The sequence below is a fragment of the Gammaproteobacteria bacterium genome (assembly GCA_016195665.1).
In the GTDB taxonomy this organism is placed as follows: domain Bacteria; phylum Pseudomonadota; class Gammaproteobacteria; order SURF-13; family SURF-13; genus JACPZD01.
The window spans coordinates 60,499-82,871 of record JACPZD010000028.1 but is presented as its reverse complement, the minus strand read 5'-3'; the positions used below and the strand labels follow the sequence as shown (position 1 = coordinate 82,871).

The window sequence follows — 22,373 nt, the reverse complement described above, 5'->3', positions numbered from 1 at the left end:
CCCACAAATTATTTCAGCAGGTTGTTGATTTCTCCTTCGGTGTTTTTAGCAACTCCCAGACTCAACGCCTTGCTCAGCAACTGACGTCCTTGAGCCGTTTTGCCGGTCTTTAAATAGGCCGCCCCCAGATGGTAGTTCGCGACGCCATCCGTCGGCATATCTTTAATGGCCTCTTCGAGCAATGGCAGGGCCGTCTTTGTATCACCCGTGCGCAGCAGAATCCACCCATAACTGTCCTTCGCTGTGGGTTCGCGCTCAGCCAATTTGTAAGCCCGCTCGGCAAGCTGCTTGGCCTCCTGCAGATTGTTGTTGTCCGCCAGGTTCAGAGCCAATTTATTGAGGGCGGGGACATGGTCAGGATATTTATTCAAAATTGAACGGTAAACCTTATTCGCCTCGTCCGGTTTTCCTGTCATGTCATAGGTCACACCGCGCTGAAATAACAACATGGGATGATCGGGTATTGCCTGCAAGGCTCGATCGAGGGTGATCTTGGCTTTGTCATAATCCTTTTGGGCGAGATGTAATCCCGCCAGCGCCACCCAGGCATCGAGGAATTTTGGTTCCAATTCAATGGCCTTCCGCAGATCTTTTTCGGTGTCGGCGGGTTTATTCTGCAAGGTAGCGATCATCGCGCTCAGGTGATAGGCCGGCGCATAGTCGGCGTGTGCGGATTTCAGTTGCTGGAGTACGGTAATCGCCCCTTCCGTATCGTGCGCCTCCACCTTGGCCTCGGCCAAGAGATATTGCAGCGCCGGCAGATCGGGGTGCTTACTGACATACTCTGCCAGGATGGGTACTGCCTTCTCAACGTGATGCTGACCGAAATAGAGATTCATCAGTTCACCCAACACGAAAGCGAGGTCGTTCTTTTCCACGATGGAAGCGAGCGTTGCCAGTTCTTTGGCCGCCTGCTGCCAATTGCCCTCATCCTGATAGGTGCGCGCCAACTGATAGCCCGCCGATGCGGCAAATGCCGGCGAGTCCTTTTTTACGGCCTGGAGGCGGGTTCGCGCTGTGGCGAAATCACCCTCTAAGCGCGCAACGCCCGCTTGGATAATCCTCAATTCCGGATGATCCGCAGGCAAGAGCTTTTGCAATAGCTGCAATTGGGTCTTCGCCGCGGCCTTGTCACCCAGTCCGATATATGCTGCGGCCACTACCATCCGCGCCCCGGTGTTAACTGTTTCTGATTCCGGATGATCGAGTAACGGCGTGAGCAGATCTACCGTAGCGGAATAGCGCTGCAAGAGATTGTAGACCTTCCCCAAGGTGGCATGAACCTCGGTAAGGGTATTGGGCGCCAGCTCACCCGACTTCAGCAAGTATTCATAATGCGTTAGCGCGCCCGGCAGATTGCCGCGCGTTTCTTCCAGCCAACCCAGATAGCGGCGCGCCACCGAATCGGCCGGCCTGACTTCCAATGCTTTGTTGAGCTCGGTTTCCGCCTCTTTGGGGCTGTTTTGCATCAACAGTGTTACACCCAATTTGGAGCGCGCCGTGGCCTGTTGCGGATTCAGTGTCAAGGCATTGCGGAAGGAGAGATCGGCCATGCCGAGGTTTTTTTCCTCGAGAAAGATCAAGCCCGCCATTTCCGGCCCGCGCGCGTCGCGCGGAAAACGTGTGAGAAAGTTGGCCAGTTTGAGCTTGGCCTGTTTACGTTCACCTTTTTTCAGCAGATCGGAGACTTCTTGTAATTCTTGCGAGCCTCGCCAAGTATTTTGCAGTAGCCCCAAATTTAAATTGGGCTGGTCCGGTGTGACGGTGAAGGGGACGGCCCAAGTCCGACCGCTGAGCAAGCCCAATCCCAAGCATGCTACCAGCGCAATTCGTCTAATTCCCGGCATAAGTGGTTCCTTACTCGAAACGGCTTGATCTGATCGAGGCATATATTTTTTCAAGGTACAGCATTTTTACTGCGCTTTAATTCATAGCCGAGTGAAACGATAACGGGCTCAAGCAATGATAAGGTTTCTTCATCAATCATATCAATATAATTAAGGTAGCGGTTAACCGAGCTTGAGTAGAGTGGGCGCGTCACCTGCTCATAGCTTGCGGTGCGGGCAACGCGCTTGTTCTCGTAAAACTTGAGGCAGTTGGGATCCCAGTCTACATCCACAAAGGACAGCAGCGAGCGGATATTGGGTTGGGGATCAGCCACCAGGTCTTCATAGCGTATTTGCATATAGCGCAGATCCAGCGCCTCCTTCATCCGCTCCACATGCCTGACGGCGCGGACATAAAGCTCTGCAGTGTCTTGCACTGTGTAAGACCACTCATGCTCGTGCAGGAATGCCTGAAAAAAGCATGACAACACGGTGTCCAGCGGGTGCCGTACCACATGAATAATGGGCGATTCGGGAAACAGCAGCCGGATCAGTGGTAAATGCAGCATATTAAACGGGAGTTTGTCCACCACCCATTTTTTACCGGGATAGTCTCCAAGTGCGGCAAGCTGGCGTAAATATTGTTCACGGCTTGCCATCAATGCAGCACCGTCGCCGTCTGTGACCAGGCTGTCCAGGGAGCGGGGGTAGGCAGTTCCCTGCCGGTCGACCAGTCCTTGCTCAATTTCTAGAGTAAATTCCAGTTCCCCGGCCGCTGCAATGTCTTGATGCGAGCTCAATATCTGCTCCACAAGGGTGGTGCCGGAACGAAGAAAACCCACCACAAAGACAGGCAGGGGCAGGGTAGAGGGGTAGTGGAGGGTCTTGACGAGTTGCGCCGTCCTGGCACGGGTGAAATAGGCCTCGGCCTCGTCAAGAGGGAGCTCCCTCTCTTTGTTATTGTAGGCGGACCCACGAAAGGCGGCGAGCGCTTGTTTGGATTGAGAAAAGGCTTCAAAGGCCTGCCGGTAACGGCCCACCCGGTCTAAATTCTGGCCACGCTCATTCCAGATGGTAATCAGGGTGCGTTGAGTGGCCGTGTTAAAATCAATCTTATCCAAAGCCGCCAGCGCCTCGCCCGGTTTCTCCCCGCGGCGCAGGATCTTGGCGATCACTACCGACGCGCTGGCGTTGCCGGGTTGCAGTTCCAGTGTCCTCAAGGCCTCTCGTTCGGCCTCCACTAACTGATTGTTGACTTCCAGCATGGTGGCCAGACTGGCATGGGCCTCGGCGTACTGCGGAACGATTTGGATGGCCTGCTCAAAATAGCGAATCGCCTCGTCAATATTACCCAAGTAATAAAATACGTGCGCCAGATTGTGATAGGCCTTCCAGTTTTCCGGTTGACGAACAAGCGTTGCGCGGTACAGCCTTTCGGCTTCGTCAAAGGCGCCCAACTCAAAATGGATGTTGGCCAGATTGACCCGTGCATCATCAAAGTCCGGTTTTTTCGCCAGCGCCAGTTGTAATTGCACAATGGCCTCGGCGGCTCTGCGTAACTGGAGAAGAACCACAGCGTGATGGTAGTGGGCGGCGGCGTCGGTTAACCCCAGCTCCAGGGCCTTGCCCATGAGATCAGCGGCGTGTGTCAGGTTCCCGGCTTGGTATTCAATAAAGCCTAATAGATAGTGGGCCTCCGGATGGCGGGGGTGTGACTGCAGGATGCGTTGATAGAGCCCTGCCGCCTGGGCAGGCTGGCCGTGTTGCTGCAAGGTAAAGGCCTCGCGCAACATTGAGGCGACGTCTGTATTCAGACTCCTGCTTTGTTCCAGGACGCCACAACAATGTTTAAACTTCTTGCCGCTGCCGCAAGGGCAGGGATCGTTACGGCCAATCTTTAGGGCAACTGAAGTCAATCTGGATTTCCGGAAGGGTCACTTATTTAGTTTAAGGAAACTCTGAAAAATATGTCGCCAACCGCCAAGGCGCCAAGGCCGCCAAGAAAAGAGCTTGAATTGTAAAGAAAAATCTTGGCGTCTTGGCGGTTCAACATGAATAAATCAGAGATTCTTTTAAAGTGTAACCTACCTAAGAGCGGGATTTTTCAGAGTTCCTAAAAAAAAGAACTCCCCAGAGGGGAGTTCTTGAAGGTAACTGAAAAGATGAACCGGTCAGCCGTTGGCCGGCTTTTTCCTGCGGCCTATCCACCCCAAGCCGGCGAGCCCCAAGCCGAGCAGCGATAAAGTCGCGGGCTCGGGCACCCGGCCTGGCTGCGTCCCCAGCTTAATGGTCAACTGGCCAATATCGGTAAGAGAACCATCCGAGGCCTGAACCAGAGCAATATAGGTACCCACGGCGGAACCGGTGGTATTCCAGGTGAACACCTGGGTCAGAGGATTAAACGTCGGAAGGATCGCCGGGGCGGCGCCCAAGAAGCCGACAAGGCCGCTCCAAGTCAATGCGTTGGGAGGATTCGGCAGACCGTCATCGGTCGCGGTGAAGGTATGGTTGACAGTGGCGCCGACCAAGGCATTGATGATGGCGTCGGTCACGGTAGGCGCGTTATTGCCGGCGGTGTTCACCGCGTCGAATAGCCAGTCGAATTCCACTTTGCTGCCGTCGCTCGCGTTGATATTGCCGCTGAAGGCATAGTCGGCGCCCGCATTACCTCCGCTATTATCAATATAGGCCGCAGTGTTGACAGCAGGTATGGAAAGGGCGCCGGTACTGGTGTCGACGGCAAATCCAGGCGGTTGCACCGGTATGCCGTTCAGAGTCTGGTCGTAGCTTAGGGTGATGCCCGCGCCGCCAACGGCGCCGAGATTACCGTTGTAGTTCACGCCGCGCACCACCTCGGGCTGCACCGAGCTGAAGTTAAACAGGATGGGCGTGTTGGCGGTGGCGCCGTTCCACACGATGGTCGAATTCATGGTCCAGCTGGTTGAGCTCGATCCGAAACCATCCCAATTGCGAATCCCTGCTACACGGCAGCAACTGCTCCAACTGATGCCGTAGGTCCCGGCGTTATTTAATTGATACGTGTCAACATTTGTGACCTTGGTGAAACGGCTGTCACTGGTGTCTATAACGGATGGAGCCGAACTTACAAAAGTTGCTCCCCCGCCGACTGAGGCAAACGCGCTTGAAACACCCGTTGGCCGCCAGAAATTAGTGGTGGTTACGGTTAATAGACCGTTGGCGTTGACGCTTGGTATCATCGCGGCGCCGCGAAAATGCGAGGCCTCGGCTGCCGTACCCGCCACGGCCATCATCACGCCGGCCGCAATGGCGCTGTATTTTTTATTCATGGTTTTAATCTCCTTACACTAATTAACGATAAAAATCTTCATTCAATTACTAACTCAGCATTTTTTGTGCCAGAAAGTACAAACAATTTTTAACTTACTGTTATTATTACATTTTTTAAAATTTAGTGAGGTAGCGCTCTCAGAGAAGTATAGGTGAGTGTAAAATTATTCGACAAATCAATCAGGGCTGTAGCCTGCCGCGTGAGCCGCGAGCATATCCTCAAGGCGGCGGCCGGGAGAGCGTCTGCGCTCGCCTTCCGCCGCAGCCTGCATAAGCTGCTTAAGCGGGTCCCTTCTTTGATAAATCCGGCGTTCGATGGTTCTGCCGGGCTGAGCAGTAGGCTGCTCCTGAGGTGAGGGGTGGGTGAATGCGGCAAGGCGATCGAGGATCTGTTTGTTGCCGTTCACTATCATCTGGGCGGCGACCCGCATATGCTCGGAAATCTGGCTGGACAACAGAAATATGCCGATGATGACCAGGCCCAGGCCCGTTACGATGATCCAGCCGAATAGCTCGTTCATTGCGACGTACCGGGACGTACTAGTGTCGCGGGAGGCAGGATGCCGGGAGCGACCAGCGCCACCTCAAGCTTCGTCACCAGCGGCGACGGGCCGGTGATGTGCTCCTGATAGGGATGTTGGGTTTTCGGGTACATCCTGGTGACCTTTCCTACGTAGCTTTGCGTCTCGGGATAAGGAGGCACGCCGTGATACTGGTCCACCGCGCCCTCGCCGGCGTTATAAGCGGCCGCGACGTAAAAGATGTTACCCTGAAAATAGGCGAGCAGCCACTGCAGATAGGCCAGGCCGCCCTTGATGTTGTCGGCGGCGTCAAAGGCGTTCTTGACGCGGAACCGTTGTGCGGTGGACGGGATGAGCTGCATCAGGCCCTGGGCTTGCCTGGGCGAGACCGCGTTGACCCGGAAGCCGGATTCGACGGCGATGATCGCCAGCGCCAGCGCCAGGTCTACGGAGTAAGCCGGGGCCAGTTGATAGACCAGCTTTGCGATCTCTTTCTTCGCCGGTGAGTCGAGGGCCAAATTCTGGATGGGAACAGATTCCGGTTTAAGGCAGGCCGGCGTCTTGGGTTGGATCGCCTCACCCATGTTACCCATCATCTGTTGCGCGAAGCTGTGTCCCTGCTTGGCCGCGAGATCAAACAGCGCCAGAGCCAGGCCGTCGTCCCGTGACACACCGCGGCCGTTGGCGTACATCCAGCCGAGCTTGAACTGGGCGTTGGCGCCGCCCTGCTTGGCGGCCTTGCAGTAAAGCTCGATGGCCCTGGAGTAATTCCTGGGCACCCCTTCCGCATGCTCATATCTTACGGCCAACGCCGTTTGGGCCTCGGGGTCCCCCTGGCTGGCCGCGGCTTCCAGCGCGCCGAGAGAGGGGCTGACTATATCGGCGGTCGCGGAGAGCGACCACAGCACAGGCAGGGAAAGAGCGAGTTTGGCTGTTTTCATAAGCTTCTGGGTATACGGATGCATTTGGATAGCCCTGAGCAAGTTTCATACCTTGATTTTATTTATTATTGTTTTCAGTTAGTTATAGCAAGAAGCCGGGGACGGAATGGTTGGACTGTAAAAAAATCCGACAAAACTCGGTGTGTGTGGGTAAACAACGGTAAAATGATGCCATTGTCAGCAGGGCGCCGCTTTCAAGGCATCCCGCTTTGCGGTCCACCCATAGGGCCAAAGGCACGCCGTCTGTCGAGCGCATGTCAAAGAAGACCTGTGGCGAATTAAAGTTGCCACGTAGGAAGCCGATACTTTTAAGCAGGGTAAGCGGCTGGCACGTAGATGCGCTGATAAAAAACTCACCGCTGAGCGCAGAGATGTTGGGGGGTGTCTTGAAATAGTTGGGGGGTGTCTTGAAATAACGCATCTCCTCTGCGACCTCTGCGGTTATATTTTGCAGTCAGTATGTAGGGTGCAATAAGCGTAGCGCATTGCACCGGATGCGCTGATAAAAAACTCACCGCTGAGGACGCAGAGGTGTTGGGGGTGTCTTGAAATAACGCATCTCCTCTGCGACCTCTGCGGTTATATTTTGCAGTCAGTGCGGCGCTACGCGCTACAGGAAAGTATCAGAGGTGTCGTAAGCCTTCATTGAAGGTTCGACGGATTAGTCGGCCGGCACTCCAAAAAAGCCAGGGAATAAAAGAGGTCGTAATTAGAATGATCCGCGTCTTCAGCCATTACATCCCGATTAAGGTGTTGCTGCTACTTCTTGTGGAGACGGCAATTCTGGTCTCGGCCGTGTATCTGGGCGGATCACTGCGCTTTGCCGGGGATCAGGCAGGGTTCAGCGATGCGCTGGCGCCGATTTGGCCTAAGTCTCTGGTCTTCACCTCACTCATTCTTCTGGCCATGAGCGCGGTGGGGCTTTATCACGGTGATTTTAGGGAAGGCTTGCGAGGCATTCTGTTGCAACTGGTGCTCGCCTTCTTGCTCGGCGCGGGAATTCTGGGTCTCATCTTTTATCTTGTGCCCTCCTTTTATTTAGGCCGGGGGGTGTTCGGTCTTGCCTTTTTGATTGCCTTTTTAGGACTGTTGTTAACGCGCGCCATCCTCTTTAAATGGACAAACTTGGGCACTTTCAAGCCGCGTATCTTGGTGCTCGGAACGGGTACCCGGGCGGCTGACGTGGAGAAGGGCGCACAGTCGAATCTTCACGCCGGAAATATTGACATCGTGGGTTACCTGCCCCTGTTGGCGACCCAGCATGACGTATGTTCCTCGCGCGTCCTGCCGGCGCAGGGATCCATCCTCTCCGTGGCCAAACATTACGGCGTGAACGAGATTGTCATTGCGGTACGCGACTGGCGCGGCGGCGGTCTGCCGGTGCAGGAGTTGCTGGAGTGCAAGCTGAGCGGCGTCAAGATCACCGAACTGTCCACCTTTTTTGAGCGGGAATGTGGACAGGTACAACTCGATTCGCTCAATACCAGCTGGATGGTGTTCGGAGAAGGCTTCCGTCAAGGTGTACTGAGGAATGCGATCAAGCGCGTCTTTGACCTGGTAGCGAGCTCGGTATTATTTCTGGCTACCCTGCCCGTCATGCTGATCACCGCGCTCGCGATTCTACTCGAGGATGGACGCCCGGTGTTGTACCGGCAAGAACGTGTGGGGCAGAGCGGTCAAATCTTTACGATCTATAAATTCCGCAGTATGAGACAGGATGCGGAAAAAGATGGCAGCCCGCGCTGGGCCAAGGCCGATGACGATCGAATCACCAGGGTGGGGCGCATTATCCGCAAATTGCGGATTGACGAACTGCCGCAAATCATCAATGTCTTCAAGGGCGAGATGAGTTTTATCGGGCCGCGCCCCGAGAGGCCTTACTTTGTGGAGAAGCTGGCCGCTCAGATCCCCTACTTCAATGCCCGGCATAGCATCAAACCGGGCATCACCGGTTGGGCGCAGGTGCGTTATGCCTATGGTGCCTCGCTTGCGGACGCCGTCGAAAAGCTCCAATATGATTTGTACTATGTGAAAAACCATACTCTGTTTCTCGACATCATGATACTGCTCGAGACGATCAGAGTGGTGTTGCGGGGCAAGGGCGCGAGATAGGCTCAAAAATCGAATACGACCGCGGAGGGCGCAGAGGATTGCAATCAAAAGGCAGCTTGTTTCCTCCGTGTCCTCCGCGGTGATTGCTTTGTAAGGTGTGCTGGGTATGACCGCAGATATCGGAACGATTAGTTACGCCACGGCGGCCGTGGCGTTCCTGTTTTTATCCCTGCTGTTATTAACCAGTTGGCGCGGTCGTCTGCAAGGCGCGATGTTAACGGCGGCCTGTCTGATTTCCGCTCTCTGGGCCGCGGTGGTGGCCTACCAGGTGAGCCAGGGCCGCGGGTACTCGCTTCCCGGCGATCTCCTTGAAGTCCTGCGCGGCGCCGCATGGCTCGCCTTCCTGGTGATTCTCCTGGGTTTTTCCAGGCAGGCAGCGGCCTTGTCGTCACGCGGGCTGCGGCTTATGGCGGCGGGGGTGATACTGCTCTGTATTCTGCTGATAGCCGCGGCGGTGTATCCGCATGTATTTTCCGTTGCAGTTAATCAAGCGCCCAATTTTCTGACCGGCATTGCCGCTCGCGTGGTGTTGGCGGTGATAGGCATGGTGCTGGTGGAGCAGTTGTTCCGTAATACCCGCTCCGACCAACGCTGGGGAATAAAGCATGTATGCATCGGTTTGGGCGGCATGTTCGCCTATGACTTTTATCTTTACTCCGACGCCATGTTGTTTAAGCGGATAGACGGCGCCATCTGGGAGGCGCGCGGAATCATCAATGCGCTCATTGTGCCGCTGGTTGCAGTATCGGCTGCGCGCAACCCCAAGTGGTCGCTGGAGATTTTCGTGTCGCGCCGCATTCTGTTTCACTCCGCGGCCTTGTTCGGCGCGGGCGTGTACCTGTTGGTCATGGCGGCGGTCGGCTATTACCTGCGCTTCTTCGGCGGGAATTGGGGTACGGTCCTGCAGGTCACCTTTCTGTTCGGCGCCGCGCTGCTGCTCATCATGCTGCTGTTTTCCGGCACCCTGCGCGCGCGGCTCAGGGTGTTTCTCAGTAAGCATTTTTTCAGTTACAAGTACGATTACCGCGAGGAGTGGCTGCGCTTCACCCGCACCTTGTCCGAGGGCGAGCCCGGGGTGAGATTCTATGAACGTTCCATTCAGGCTATTGCCGAGTTGGTGGAGAGTCCGGGCGGGGCGTTATGGCTTGCCCAGGAGTCGGGGGCCTTCGAGCGCGCGGCGCATTGGAATATGCCCGCTGCGAACGGCATTGAACAGCCGGGCGGACCGTTGTGCCGCTTTTTGGAAGGCCGCCAGTGGGTCGTCAATTTGGAAGAATATGCCGCCCAGCCCGATCTCTATGCCTCGCTGGAGTTGCCCGGTTGGCTGCGGTCCATTCCCAAGGCGTGGCTGGTGGCGCCGCTGGTGCTGCATGACCGGCTCATCGGTTTTGTGGTCTTGGCGCGGTCGCGCGGGCAGGTGCACTTCAACTGGGAGGTGAGCGATCTGCTCAAGACGGCGGGACGCCAGGCGGCGAGCTATCTCGCGCAGGTCGAGGCGGCCAAGGCCTTGCTGGTGGCGCGCCAGTTCGAGTCGTTCAACCGCATGTCCGCCTTTGTGGTGCACGATCTCAAAAATCTGGTGTCACAGTTGTCGTTGCTGCTGGCCAATGCAGAACGTCATAAGGATAACCCGGCATTTCGCCAGGATATGCTCGGCACGATCGGGCACTCCGTCGAAAAGATGAAGCACTTGTTGCTGCAGTTGCGCGCCGGCGGACAGAGCAACGAAAAACCCGTCCCGCTGCCGCTCGATGAGCTATTGCGGCGTGTGATTATGGCAAAATCGGGCGCCAAACATACGCCGGCGCTTGAAATTACAAGCGCCGGACTTTATGTGCTCGCCCATCGTGAGCGGTTGGAGCGGGTGATCGGGCACCTGATCCAGAACGCCATCGAGGCCACTTCATCGGAAGGGCGGGTGTGCGTCCGCCTCAATGCCGAGGATAATTGTGCAATAATCGAAATATCCGACACCGGGTGTGGTATGAGTGAGCAGTTTATCCGCGACAACCTGTTTAAGCCTTTTGTCTCCACCAAGGCGACGGGCATGGGTATCGGCGCCTACGAAAGCCGTGAATACATCCACCAATTGGGCGGCCGGATCGAGGTCACCAGTTGCGAGGCTATCGGTACGATCTTCCGCGTTATCGTGCGGCGCCACGAAGCCCAGGCCATAGCGGGCTATGTTTCCAAGGAGGCTCTGTGAGCCAGGACAAAGGCATACTGCTGGTGGTGGAGGACGACCCCGGTCTGCAAAAGCAGATGCGCTGGAGTTTCGACGGTTACGAGGTGCTCGTCGCCGGTGACCGCGAGGAGGCGCTCGCGCAAGTGCGCCACCACGAGCCGCCGGTGGTTACCATGGATCTCGGCCTGCCCCCGGATCCGGACGGCTCATCGGAGGGCTTTGCGACGCTGGAGCAGATACTCGCGCTGGCGCCGGATACCAAGGTCATCGTCATCACCGGCAATCAGGACAAAGACAACGCCGTGAAGGCCATAGGCATGGGCGCCTATGATTTTTATCAGAAGCCGTTCGACCCGCAGATTCTGGGCCTGATGATAGACCGGGCCTGCCGCCTGCACGCCCTGCAGCAGGAAAACCGCCGTCTGCAGTTTATCCAGACGGATTCGCCGATGTACGGCATCATCAGCCGGGACCAGGGCATGCTGAAGGCCTGCCGCAGCGTGGAGCGGGTGGCGCCGTCCGATGCCTCCGTATTGTTGCTGGGTGAAAGCGGCACCGGCAAGGAGCTGCTGGCGCGCGCGCTGCACCAGTTGAGCCCGCGCGCGAACAAACGTTTTGTGGCGATCAACTGCGCGGCCATACCGGAAAATCTGCTGGAGAGCGAGCTGTTCGGTTACGAGCGGGGTGCGTTCACCGGTGCGACCAAGCAAACCCTGGGCAAGATCGAGTACGCCAACGGCGGCACGTTTTTCCTGGACGAGGTGGGCGATCTGCCCATGTCCCTGCAGGCGAAGCTGTTGCGCTTCTTGCAGGAACGCGTGGTGGAACGGCTCGGCGGGCGCGAAGAGATCCCCGTGGATGTGCGCATCGTCTGCGCCACGCACCAGAATCTCAAGGAATTGATGGAGGCCGGCACGTTCCGCGAGGATCTCTATTACCGGCTGAGCGAGATCGTCATCACCATCCCGCCGCTACGCGAGCGTGATGGAGACGCTACACTGCTGGCGCACGCCTTCCTCAACAAATTCGCCAAGCAACAGGGGCGTTCGCTGGCCGGTTTTACGCCGGAGGCGCTGGATGTGATAGAGCATTACAACTGGCCGGGCAACGTGCGCGAAATGGAAAACTGCATCAAGCGGGCCGTGATTATGTCGGAGGGCCCGCAGATCAATGCCGAGGATCTCGGGCTGCAGGCGTCGGCGAAGGAGCCGGAGCCGGTGAACCTGCGCCAGGTGCGCGATGAGGCCGAGCGCAATGCGGTGATCAGGGTATTGGGCAGGGTGGACGGGAATATCGTCAAGGCCGCTGAGCTGCTGGGTGTCAGCAGGCCCACCCTGTATGATTTGCTCAACCGGCATGGACTCAAATAGCGCTATGTTAGAGAAAGCTTGATTTACCGCGGAGGACGCAGATAAAAATGATTGAGAATCGTTGAGAGGAATTTATATTCCTATCGCTGAATTGCAAGGTTTGAGTTTTACTCAGGAGTCACAAAGTAAGGTTACAATGCTCTTATGATGTGACTCCTGAGAAATACACTGTTTTATCTACCCCCACCCTGTCCCCGCCCCCTGAACAGGGGGCGGGGACGTAGCGGGAAGTGTAGAGTTACTTACTGACTTTATGAGTAACTTCCTTGTATCCTCAGCGTCCTCTGCGGTGAAATCATTTGTCCCTAAGTCTCTAAATTTAGGATAACCACACATGAGAGAATCAAGATCCCTTCCCGCCGCAGCCAGGCTGCTGGTCTTTGCGCTCGCCGCGATGGCGCTTGTCTTTGCCCCCGGCTGCGCCAAAAAAGAAAGCCCCGAGGCCCAGTTTACCCAAGCTCAGCACTATCTCGAGAAGGGCGACAGCAAGTCGGCCGTCATTCAACTCAAAAACGCGTTGCAGCAAAGGCCTGATTATGCCGAGGCGCGCTATCTATTGGGGACTACCTATAACACTACCGGCGAAGTCAAACTGGCGGAGAGGGAGTTGCGCAGGGCACTGGATCTCAAGATGGATCGGGCCAAAGTGGCGCCCGCGCTGGCGCGCTCGTTGTTAATGCAAGGTGAGTTTCAAAAGGCGCTGGACGAGGCCCAGTTGGAAGGAGACGCCAAGGTAGAGCCCACCCCGGAGGTGCTTAGCGTGCGTGGCCATGCCCAACTCGGATTGGGCCTCCTGGACGATGCAAAAAACTCCTTCGAGCAGGCGCTCACCAAGCAGCCCGGATTTGCCGATGCGCTGCTCGGCCAGGCAAGACTCGCGGGGCTGGACGGCAAGCTGGAGACCGCCGTCGGCTTGATTGAGCGGGCGATTGCCGGTGACCCCAAAAACGTACAGGCCTGGTTAATGAAGGGCGATGTGCAGCGCTTGATACCCAACAACGGCGCCGCCATAGCGGCCTATCAAAAAGCGCTTGAGCTTGCACCGGACGACGCCATGGCGAGGTTGAGCTTGATCGCGATGCAGATCAGCGACACCCAATATGACGAGGCGGAAAAAAATATCGAGATTCTGCGCAAGTCCGCCCCGAACAACCCCCTGGTCAATTACTTCAAGGCCCTGCTCGAATACCGCAAGACCCATTACGCGGCGGCGCGTGACGCGATACAGCAGGTGCTTAAGGCGGCTCCCGCTCATCTGCCCAGCGTATTATTGGCGGGGGCCGCGGAGTATGCGCTGGGCAGCTTTGAACAGGCGGAGCAGTATCTTAATACCGTGCTCGACAAGGCGCCGGATACCCTCCATGCGCGCAAGCTGATGGCGGCCACCCTTATCAAGACCAGACAGTTTCAACGCGCCATACGACTCCTCGAGGCTACTCTAGGGAAGCTCCCTGATGACGGTCAGTTATTGATGCTGGCCGGCGAAGCCTACTTGGAGAGTAATGACTTCGCCAAGGCGACCGAATACTTTGGGAAGGCCTCGAGGCTCGATCCGAAAAGCGCGGGGACGCGGGTCAGTCTCGGTTTAAGCCGTTTGGCGGCGGGCGAAACAGAGCAGGCGATGACCGATCTACAGTCAGCCGTCGAGCTCGATTCCGGAAAGTTTCAGGCCGATATTCTGCTCATTATGACCCACATCCAGCGTAATGAGCTCGATCAAGCCTTGACCGCGATCCAGGGCCTGGAGAAAAAACAACCGGACAACCCTCTCACCTATAACTTGAGAGGGTCTGTGTATATCGGCAAAAAGGATTTTGCCGGCGCCCGCCGGGAATTTGAACACGCGCTCAAGCTGCAACCCGCCTATTTTCCGGCGGCGATGAATCTGGCCCAGCTTGATTTACAGGACAAGAAGCCCGATGAGGCGCGCAGGCGTTTCGAGGCGCTGCTCGAAAAAGACAAAAACAATATGCAGGCCATGCTGGCCCTGGCGAACCTCACGGCTCGCACCGGCGGCAAGCGGGAAGACGTGCTCGGTTGGCTGGAGCGCGCCAAGAAGGCCAGTCCCGGAGCGCCGCAGCCTCTGCTGATGCTTGCCAAGTATTATCTGCAGAGTGGCGACGTCAAGCAGGCCCTGGCCAATGCGGAGGAAGCCAAGAATGCCAACCCGGATAACCTCGAGGCGCTCGACATCCTCGGTTTGACGCAATTGGCCGCAGGAGAACAGGACCATGCCCTCTCTACGTATGGCAAGCTGGTCGAACTCCAGCCCAAATCGCCGCTTGCCCAATTTCGCCTGGCCAGCGCCCAGATCGCCGCGGGTAATCAGGCGGCCGCCGGTTTGACCCTGAAAAAGGTTTTGGAGCTTAAGCCCGACTATCTTGACGCCCGGGTCGCGCTGGCCGGTTTGGAGCTGCGCGCAGGGCACAATGATGAGGCGCTCAAAATCGCTCAGCAGGTGCAAAGCCAGGCGGTTCAATTGCCTGCGGGGTATGTGCTGGAAGGCGATATCCGCATGGCGGAGAAAAAATTCACCGAGGCGGCGGCGCTCTATGAAAAGGCCTATGGCCTGGGCAAGAACGGGGCGCTGGCCATGAGGATCCACGCCGCCCAGACACAAGCCGGCAAGCCGGAAGAGGGCGAGGCGCGCGTTAAGCAGTGGCTTGAGGAAAATCCCGAAGACCTGACGGTGCGATTTTATGTGGCGGATGCCTATCTCAAGGCGTCCAAATATCCCGCCGCCATCGAAGAGTATGCCGGCTTGTTGAAGAAACAACCCGACAATCTCGTCGCGCTCAACAACCTCGCCTGGGCGTATCAGCAGGTCAAGGATCCGCGCGCGTTGGAGTATGCCGAAAAGGCGTATCAACTCAAGCCCGACAACGCCGCAGTGGCGGACACGCTAGGCTGGATGCTGGTCGAACAGGGCAAGACCGAACGCGGATTGGGATTGCTGGAGCAGGCAGTGTCATTGGCGCCCGACGCGCAAGAAATACGCTATCACCTGGCGCAAGCCTGGCTCAAGTCCGGCGATCGCATCAAGGCGCGCGATGAATTGGAGCGCATTCTCTCCGGGGGCGCCAAATTTCCCCAGGAGCAGGAAGCCATACAGTTGCTAAAAGAATTAAGGAATTAGGAGAGCTGACATGATGGAAAATTTCATCGGACATGGTCAGGCGAGGGTAATTGGACTGACTTTGGCTGTGTGTCTTTTAGGGCTTAGCGGTTGTGAGCGGCTCAAGAGCTACACCGATCAGGAATATCTGCAAAAGGCCAAGACCGCCCAGAGCCAGGGGAAGCTCCAGGAGGCCGTCATCAACCTCAAAAACGCCTTGCAGAAGAATCCGAACAACGCCGAGGCGAGGTGGCTGCTGGGCGAGGCCTATGTCACCCTCGAGCAGGGCCGGGATGCCGAAAAGGAGCTGCAACGCGCGCAGGAACTCGGTATTAATCCGGAAAGCCTCAAGGCGCCCATGGGCCGCGCCCTGCTGCTGCAAGGCTTGTACAAGCGCGCCCTCGATGAAACCCAGCCCGGCCCTGACTCCTCGCAGGGTGCTATCGCCAGGATGCTGGAAATCCAGGGGCAGGCGCAACTGGGCTTGGGCAAGCTGGAAGGGTGCCTGCTGTTCCAGCAGTCGCAACAGAAAGATGCCGGCTATGTCCCCGCCTATTGGGGCCTGGCGCGTTGCGCGGCGGTGCAGGGCAAACCGGATGTGGCGCGGGCAGAGCTGCAGAAGGCATTAAAGCTGGAAGACAAAAACAGCGACACCTGGTCCCTGCTTGGCGATCTGGAGCGCGACAACAAACGCTTGATCGAGGCGGAGGCCGCCTACACCAGCGCCTTGCAGCGCAAACCCGGTAATTTGAACGCCCTGTTCGGGAGGGCCGCGGTACGGGTTCAAAATAACAGCCTCAAAGAGGCCGGCCAGGATCTCGATACCGCGGCAAAGATAGCCAAGGATCATCCCATAGTGACTCACTTGCGCGGCGTAATTCAGTTTAAGAACCGTAACTATACCGACGCAAAGACCTCGTTTGAGACCGCGCTCAAGGCTACGCCTGGATATCTCCCCGCAATACTGTGGCTTGGGTTCACCAACACTGCCCTGAAAAATTATCAGCAGGCAGCACAACAATTTACTCAATACACACGTCATTATCCCAAAGCCGTTCAGATTCAAGCGCTGCTCGCGGCGGTACAGATAAAGATGGGAGACAGGGAGCAGGCCGAAAAGACGCTTACGACGCTACAAAACATTAACATAGATGACCCGCAAAGCCTGAGTGCATTAGGGCGGATACATCTGGCTATAGGTGAGAATGAACTTGCCACCCAATACCTGCAAAGGGTTGTTGAGCACGAACCTGCTAAAGCCGAATCACGCGCCGATCTTGCGGTAGCCCTGCTGCAAAAAGGAGAAAACACACGAGCGATCGAAGAGCTTGAAAAATCCATTCAGCTCAATGCCGACGCACCAGAGGCTGACGAGATATTGATCCAGACCCTAATGCGTAACAAACAGTTTGACAAGGCTTTGCAGGCGATTGACGCCCTCCAGGCCAAACAACCCAACAGTCCAGTGCCCCATAATTATCGAGGCGGGGTGCTGTTGATGGAAAAGGATCAAGAGGGCGCGCGACGGTCTTTTCTCAAGGCGTTAGAGCTACAACCCGGTTATCCACCGGCTGCCCATAACCTTGCTCAGCTCGCGTTAAGCAAACAAAATCTGGACGAGGCGCGCAGTTATTACCAAAAAATATTGGATCACAATAAAGACCATCTGCCGACGCTGCTAGCCCTATCCCAGTTAGAGCTGAAAGCCCAACACCAGGAAAAGGCCAAGGAAATTTTGGAGCATACGATGCGCAAATATCCGGAGGTAGCGGAGCCCGCTGTCTTTCTAGGGAGAAACTACCTGAATACGGGTAACCCCTCAAAGGCGCTTGAGGTCAGCCAAGCGGCCTCCCGCGCCCATCCGGATGACCTCGGTTTATTAGAGGTGCGTGGATTGGCATATCTTATGACCGGTGATGCCGGAAATGCGCTCGGGAATTTTAAATATATTGTCCAACTGCGGCCGGACTCGGCAGATGCAAATTTTTATCTCTCTACCGCCCACGCTGCGTTGAATGATGCAGCAGCAACTCGCACTGCATTGTTGCAGGCGCTTAAACTTCAGCCCTCTCATCCCCGGGCAAAAGCGGCGCTTGCCCGGCTTAACCTCAATGAAGGCAAGCTGGACGAGGCGCTCCGGCTAAGCCGCGAACTACAGCAAGAATCGCAAGATTCGCCGGAGGGGATGGGAATCGAAGCTGAAATCTACCTCCGTCAAAAGGACTATCCGAAAGCCATTCAGGTCGTCGAGGCGGCGGTGAAAAAATTCCCTGAGCAGGACGCGCTGGTGTTTGCGCTAGCCCGTACGCGTTGGGCGGCTGGCGATAAAAAAGGTGGCCTCGCCAATGTGCTGGACTGGCAAAAATCTCATCCAGACGATATCCGCGCTCCCGTCTTTTTAGGCGGCGCCTATCTCGAGTTGGGTCGGGAACAAGAGGCTATCGCCGCCTTTGAAGCCATACTGAAAAAGACACCTAATGATCCGAAATCGCTCAACAATCTGGCCTGGCTGCTGCGCAAGAGTGAACCTGCACGTGCTCTGGAGCTTGCCGAAAAGGCCAACAAGGTTAAGCCCGACGACTTCAGCATGTTGGATACGCTCGGCTGGCTAGAGGTAGAACAGGGCAAGACTAAGCAGGGCCTAGAGAAGCTCCAGAAAGCCTTTGAGCTTGCCCCTGATGTCCCGCTAGTGCATTATCACTATGCATCCGCCCTGGCCAAGGCCGGGGAGAAGGCGCTTGCCCGCCGCGAATTGGAGCGGCTGCTCTCCTCCGGCAAGAAATTCCCCGAGGAAACCGAGGCGCGGGCGTTATTGAAGCAACTTTGACAAAATGCAGGTTGTTTTGTCGAATAATTTTACAGTGGTACTTACGCTTTGATTTTTTATATAAATAAATATGATGAATATCAATATTTTAATAATAAGGCATGAGAATTGCTTTATTTGCGTATGAACAACCAATCTAGGTGCTGCCTTGGCGGAAAGAAATTGAAGGATTTGCTGTGAAGAAGCTAACCAACCCTAAATTATTGAATCCTTTGCTTGGCGTGTTAGGCTTGGCGAGTTGCACAGTGATTGCCAGTCCTATAATAACCAATAATGCCTATGATCTTACCCGGATTAACAGATACGCGGTCATTAACAACGCCATCTTTGCTACGCCAGACAACGACACCACAGTCGGCACGGGGGTATTTGATCCCTTCGTGAGGATCCAGGCCCAGAACGGCAACGACACCGTGGAAAATGGCTACAACACCGATGGTAGGCCGGTGGAATTTGATACCAAAGACCAGAATCGTTGGACGCATTCCTTACTGCTTTCGACGGTTTCCACTAAAGACGTCAATGGCACCTTGTACCGCGAGTTCTTTTTGGATATCAACGAATCCAGCGGCCAGGGGGAGCAATATCTTTCCCTGGATGATTTCAGGATTTTTTTGGGGTCTGTTGGTGATCTCGACAACTATAATCTTACGACCAATACCTTAAGCTACGCCAACGGGACCCATACCGCCACCAAGGTCTACGACCTGGATACCAGCACCACCAACAATACCATTGGGCTTGACTATTCCAACTTCAGTGGCAGCGGCAAAGGGATAGACCTTACCGTACTCGTCCCTGACTCGGTATTCACCGGGGCGAATAACCAACAGTATGTTTACCTTTATTCTTCTTTTGGCGGTGTAGGTAACATAGTTGGTAACAGCAGTAAAAAAAATAACTCACCTCCACCTTCCTTGGGTCCGCTGCCCGGCGCCCAGGTCTCGCCCGGCGCCCTTCCAGCCGGCAATTACGGCGCGAGCGCGGGCTTTGAAGAGTGGTCAAGCCGTAGTTTCCTGGCCGTTCCCGAACCAGCGACCTATTGGTTGTTAGGTATTGGCATGGCGGGCTTGCTGGGCTTACGCCGGCTTAGAGCATATCCATAAATAGTTCCCCTGCGTCCCTTGCGGTGAAAAAGCTTCACCGCGGAGGACGCGGAGGAGAAACAAATCCTTCTTGATTCCTCTGCGCCCTCTGCGGTAAATTATTTATGGATAAGTTCTTAGTCTCCGCTGAGGAAGCCCAGAATAAGTCCATCCCGGAGAGAGGTCTCAGGCCACGAAGTGAAAATCTGCCCTGCCCAGTTTAGGGCGCTTTACTACACCTGTTCAACGGCTTAGCGTCGCCCACTATTTCCTGCGTGTTGTGGTCGTCAATTCTTTCCCTTGTCTTTCCTCCTATGAACACCGAGAGAGGTTCCAGCGGGAATTGTTTCGGCATCCCTTTGTCGAACAGGCACAGCCCTGACCCCCCGATTCGCAAACACACGAATAGCGATCTTCCTCCGAGTCAGCAGGCGCCAAAAAATGACACTATTTGGGTTAAAGTAGATAAGTAATGAGGACGATATAGTTAAGGAAGCTTTGACACGTCAGAGGTTTCCATATTATTTCCTTGACGCTCAGTAATCAGCTGTGAGCGGCTGGGAAATGGAGGAGAACACGATGACAGCGAAGAGTGGTGTAGACATTTTTGAAATGGGTGAACCCCTGTCACCGGCGGTTATGGGCGACGCAACGAGTCTCTCAAAAGAAGCGGGAGATAAAATAAAAGCTTTCGCGCGGCCTGATCCGGGCCGTTTCCTGTTTCAACTTGCAATGGCGTGGGTAACGATCATTGGGGTAATCTTCATTGCGGACTATTTCCAGAACATTTGGGTTACTGTCCTGGCGATTTTCTTGATCGGTACACGCCAAAACATTCTTGGTTTACTGTTGCATGAGCAGTGTCACAGGTCAGCATTTAGATCGAAGCTCGGTGATTATATAGCCAATTTCATGACCGCCTACCCGTTATTGATCACTCTGGAAGGGTATCGCAATGTCCACCTCACCCATCACCGTGAATATTTTACGGACAAAGACCCTGATTATCTTCGTAAGCAGGGGGAAGAATGGACTTTTCCGCAGCCAGGACGAGCTTTACTGAAGACGGTATTAAAGGATTTTATTGGGCTCAGCACGTGGAAAACCATAAAATCCAAACAAATGGATATGCCATCCCCCGTTAAAGGAAAGGCGTCCGCGCAAAGATGGCCTCGATTGGGATACTATCTGATTCTTATAATGTTTCTCGTATGGACAAATACATGGAGTCTGTTTCTTCTTTACTGGATACTGCCGTTGATGACCGTTCTGCAAGTTCTTGTGCGCTGGGGAGCGATATGTGAACATAAATATAACTTGGTTCATCCGACGGTTGCGGAATCCACCCCGCTTATCAAGCTTCGCTGGTGGGAATCTCTATTGATCCCTAATTTAAACTTTACGCTGCATGTGTATCACCACTATTATCCCGGGATCCCGTTTTCAAAGTTACCGGAGGTGCATGAAATTTTTTGTCAGGAAGGGCTTGTTACAGAAAGAAATGTCTTTAATGGTTACGCCGGTTATCTGAGATATTTGATGAGCAGATCAAGCTATGGGATGGTAGACAAGGCGGCTCTCTGAGCACCTTGAAAATGGGATTATCCTCTAAGGAAACTCTGAAAAATATATCGCCAACCGCCAAGGCGCCAAGGTCACCAAGAAGAAAGGCTTGAATTTGTAAAGAAAAGTCTTGGCGTTCTTGGCGTCTTGGCGGTTCAGCATGCATAAATCAGAGCTTCCCTAACTATAAAATTGTCAGAGAATTTTACATTTCCAAAGCCGGGTACATTGCTGATGGCCGGTTGTACCAGTGGTGGTTATACTGGCAGTGGTTTTTAAATTATCTCTATAAAAACAAATACTTATTTAGAGTGCTCTAGATGAGGGTTTTAGAGCAGTTCGCCAGGAATCCCTGTAATTTTTCGCTTAACTCACATTTCTAGCCAGTGGATGCCGAATGTTTCTGTCGAAAAATTTTACAGTCGAAGGATGAGAAGGTCTAATTCTCAAGACGAGATGAAAAATATTACTAATTAAAACAAGTAGTTATATTTTTTTTTTAGACATGGCATCGAGTTTGCAAATGAACCTGTTGAGATTCGTAATTTGACCCGTACCGACAACACTCAACTGTTTTACTAAGGAGCAATGCTATGAACAAGAAGCTACTTTTAGCGATGGGGCTGGCAACGGCGTTTTCGTTTTCCGGCCAGGCAACTGCAGCCATTATTGTAGATGGCGTTAATATCGGCAGCGGCGGGAGTCCTCTCTTCAAGGTTGCCAGTGTTTATGAAGGTGTAGTCACTGCGCTAGGGGATATATTAAGCGGTTATGGCGAGGTGACCCAAATTTTCGATACGAACGGTTTAACCTGGAGTGCGGGTGACAATGATACCCGTCTAACCTATGTTTTTGACAATTATGCTGTTAGTTTCCTTTCTCCCACGCACACTGACTTTACGGGTGGTACTGTTAAGTTTTATACAGATCACCCCTCGCTTGCGGGTTATACTGCGCTTACCCCCGTCGGCCCGGGGACTCCGGCGGCCATAGCGGCTGACTTTGTCGAGGCCAGCACCGGCAATGGTCTTCTCTGGCTGGATCTGACAGGCAACAACATCTATGATACAAATGGGGGTGCTTTTCCGAATCATGTTACGGGCATCTCTTTGCACGCAACCGGTGTGGGCCTTGATGGTATCGGCGCGCTTATAGCCGGTAGCGGAACCGGACTATTGGATATTGTCGGTGGTGCTGCTGCGCCCTTCTTAGTTAAGGATACGCTTGGAGACCCCGATGCCGATGGTAAAGGCGATGCGCAGGTGGGCAGCAGCTTCAGCAATGCCTTCTTGCCCGCCAATCAACCGCTTTCCGGATCCGCTGATCTGCGCCTTCAAACAGTGCCGGAGCCCAGCAGTATAGCCTTGCTGGGTATTGGCCTCTCGGCGTTTGGTTTTTTCGCAAGCCGCCGCCGTAGGGCTTAACGCGGAATTTACAGTCTGACAGATTGATTTAATCCAGTCTGACACAGGCCTCCCCTTTGCTGGCAAAGGGGAGGCCTTTTGTTTTATGATGTTTC

13 protein-coding genes are annotated in these 22,373 nt (G+C 54.8%); 8 read left to right on the top strand and 5 right to left on the bottom strand.

Annotated elements, in window-relative coordinates; genetic code table 11:
* Nucleotides 1-8 precede the first annotated feature (8 nt).
* From HY028_08185 to HY028_08165, 5 genes are all read right to left on the bottom strand, one after another.
* Complete coding sequence (locus HY028_08185) at nt 9-1,847, bottom strand: tetratricopeptide repeat protein (protein MBI3344814.1); 1,839 nt, start codon at nt 1,845-1,847, stop codon at nt 9-11.
* A gap of 50 nt (nt 1,848-1,897) precedes the next feature.
* Nucleotides 1,898-3,742 carry a sulfotransferase gene (locus tag HY028_08180; protein ID MBI3344813.1) on the bottom strand — a complete coding sequence of 615 codons (1,845 nt, stop codon included), beginning with the start codon at nt 3,740-3,742 and terminating at the stop codon, nt 1,898-1,900.
* 255 nt (nt 3,743-3,997) lie between these two features.
* Nucleotides 3,998-4,756 carry a PEP-CTERM sorting domain-containing protein gene (locus HY028_08175; GenBank protein ID MBI3344812.1) on the bottom strand — a complete coding sequence of 253 codons (759 nt, stop codon included), beginning with the start codon at nt 4,754-4,756 and terminating at the stop codon, nt 3,998-4,000.
* Between the two features lie 555 nt (nt 4,757-5,311).
* Entirely contained in the window at nt 5,312-5,656 is a 345-nt protein-coding gene (locus HY028_08170) for a hypothetical protein (GenBank protein MBI3344811.1), read from the bottom strand.
* On the bottom strand, nt 5,653-6,597 hold the full coding sequence (locus HY028_08165; GenBank protein ID MBI3344810.1) for a transglycosylase SLT domain-containing protein: 945 nt from the start codon (nt 6,595-6,597) through the stop codon (nt 5,653-5,655). The genes HY028_08170 and HY028_08165 overlap by 4 nt, the downstream gene beginning before the upstream one ends.
* A 714-nt stretch (nt 6,598-7,311) precedes the next feature.
* Here HY028_08165 and HY028_08160 point away from each other — a divergent pair.
* From HY028_08160 to HY028_08125, 8 genes are all read left to right on the top strand, one after another.
* Nucleotides 7,312-8,709 (top strand): TIGR03013 family PEP-CTERM/XrtA system glycosyltransferase, encoded by a 1,398-nt coding sequence (locus tag HY028_08160; protein MBI3344809.1) that lies wholly within the window; start codon nt 7,312-7,314, stop codon nt 8,707-8,709.
* Nucleotides 8,710-8,815: 106 nt separating this feature from the next.
* Nucleotides 8,816-10,915 (top strand): PEP-CTERM system histidine kinase PrsK, encoded by a 2,100-nt coding sequence (gene prsK / locus HY028_08155; GenBank protein ID MBI3344808.1) that lies wholly within the window; start codon nt 8,816-8,818, stop codon nt 10,913-10,915.
* A complete protein-coding gene (gene prsR, locus HY028_08150; GenBank protein ID MBI3344807.1) occupies nt 10,912-12,264 on the top strand; it encodes a PEP-CTERM-box response regulator transcription factor in 1,353 nt (450 codons plus the stop codon). The genes prsK and prsR overlap by 4 nt, the downstream gene beginning before the upstream one ends.
* Before the next feature lie 334 nt (nt 12,265-12,598).
* Nucleotides 12,599-15,400 carry a PEP-CTERM system TPR-repeat protein PrsT gene (gene prsT / locus HY028_08145; protein ID MBI3344806.1) on the top strand — a complete coding sequence of 934 codons (2,802 nt, stop codon included), beginning with the start codon at nt 12,599-12,601 and terminating at the stop codon, nt 15,398-15,400.
* 10 nt (nt 15,401-15,410) lie between these two features.
* Nucleotides 15,411-18,206, top strand: coding sequence for a PEP-CTERM system TPR-repeat protein PrsT (prsT, locus tag HY028_08140; GenBank protein ID MBI3344805.1), 2,796 nt, complete (start codon nt 15,411-15,413; stop codon nt 18,204-18,206).
* A gap of 176 nt (nt 18,207-18,382) precedes the next feature.
* Nucleotides 18,383-19,312 carry a PEP-CTERM sorting domain-containing protein gene (locus HY028_08135; protein MBI3344804.1) on the top strand — a complete coding sequence of 310 codons (930 nt, stop codon included), beginning with the start codon at nt 18,383-18,385 and terminating at the stop codon, nt 19,310-19,312.
* A gap of 558 nt (nt 19,313-19,870) precedes the next feature.
* Nucleotides 19,871-20,875 carry a fatty acid desaturase gene (locus tag HY028_08130; GenBank protein MBI3344803.1) on the top strand — a complete coding sequence of 335 codons (1,005 nt, stop codon included), beginning with the start codon at nt 19,871-19,873 and terminating at the stop codon, nt 20,873-20,875.
* 572 nt (nt 20,876-21,447) lie between these two features.
* Entirely contained in the window at nt 21,448-22,278 is an 831-nt protein-coding gene (locus tag HY028_08125; GenBank protein ID MBI3344802.1) for a PEP-CTERM sorting domain-containing protein, read from the top strand.
* The last annotated feature ends 95 nt before the right edge of the window (nt 22,279-22,373 follow it).

Excerpts from the sequence above, each read along its gene's own strand:
- HY028_08165 (MBI3344810.1), bottom strand. The coding sequence starts at position 6,597 with ATGAAAACAGCCAAACTCGCTCTTTCCCTGCCTGTGCTGTGGTCGCTC.
- HY028_08125 (MBI3344802.1), top strand. The coding sequence starts at position 21,448 with ATGAACAAGAAGCTACTTTTAGCGATGGGGCTGGCAACGGCGTTTTCG.
- prsT (MBI3344806.1), top strand. The coding sequence starts at position 12,599 with ATGAGAGAATCAAGATCCCTTCCCGCCGCAGCCAGGCTGCTGGTCTTT.
- HY028_08175 (MBI3344812.1), bottom strand. The coding sequence starts at position 4,756 with ATGAATTCGACCATCGTGTGGAACGGCGCCACCGCCAACACGCCCATC.
- HY028_08160 (MBI3344809.1), top strand. The coding sequence starts at position 7,312 with ATGATCCGCGTCTTCAGCCATTACATCCCGATTAAGGTGTTGCTGCTA.
- HY028_08185 (MBI3344814.1), bottom strand. The coding sequence starts at position 1,847 with ATGCCGGGAATTAGACGAATTGCGCTGGTAGCATGCTTGGGATTGGGC.
- HY028_08170 (MBI3344811.1), bottom strand. The coding sequence starts at position 5,656 with ATGAACGAGCTATTCGGCTGGATCATCGTAACGGGCCTGGGCCTGGTC.
- prsK (MBI3344808.1), top strand. The coding sequence starts at position 8,816 with ATGACCGCAGATATCGGAACGATTAGTTACGCCACGGCGGCCGTGGCG.
- HY028_08130 (MBI3344803.1), top strand. The coding sequence starts at position 19,871 with ATGACAGCGAAGAGTGGTGTAGACATTTTTGAAATGGGTGAACCCCTG.
- prsT (MBI3344805.1), top strand. The coding sequence starts at position 15,411 with ATGATGGAAAATTTCATCGGACATGGTCAGGCGAGGGTAATTGGACTG.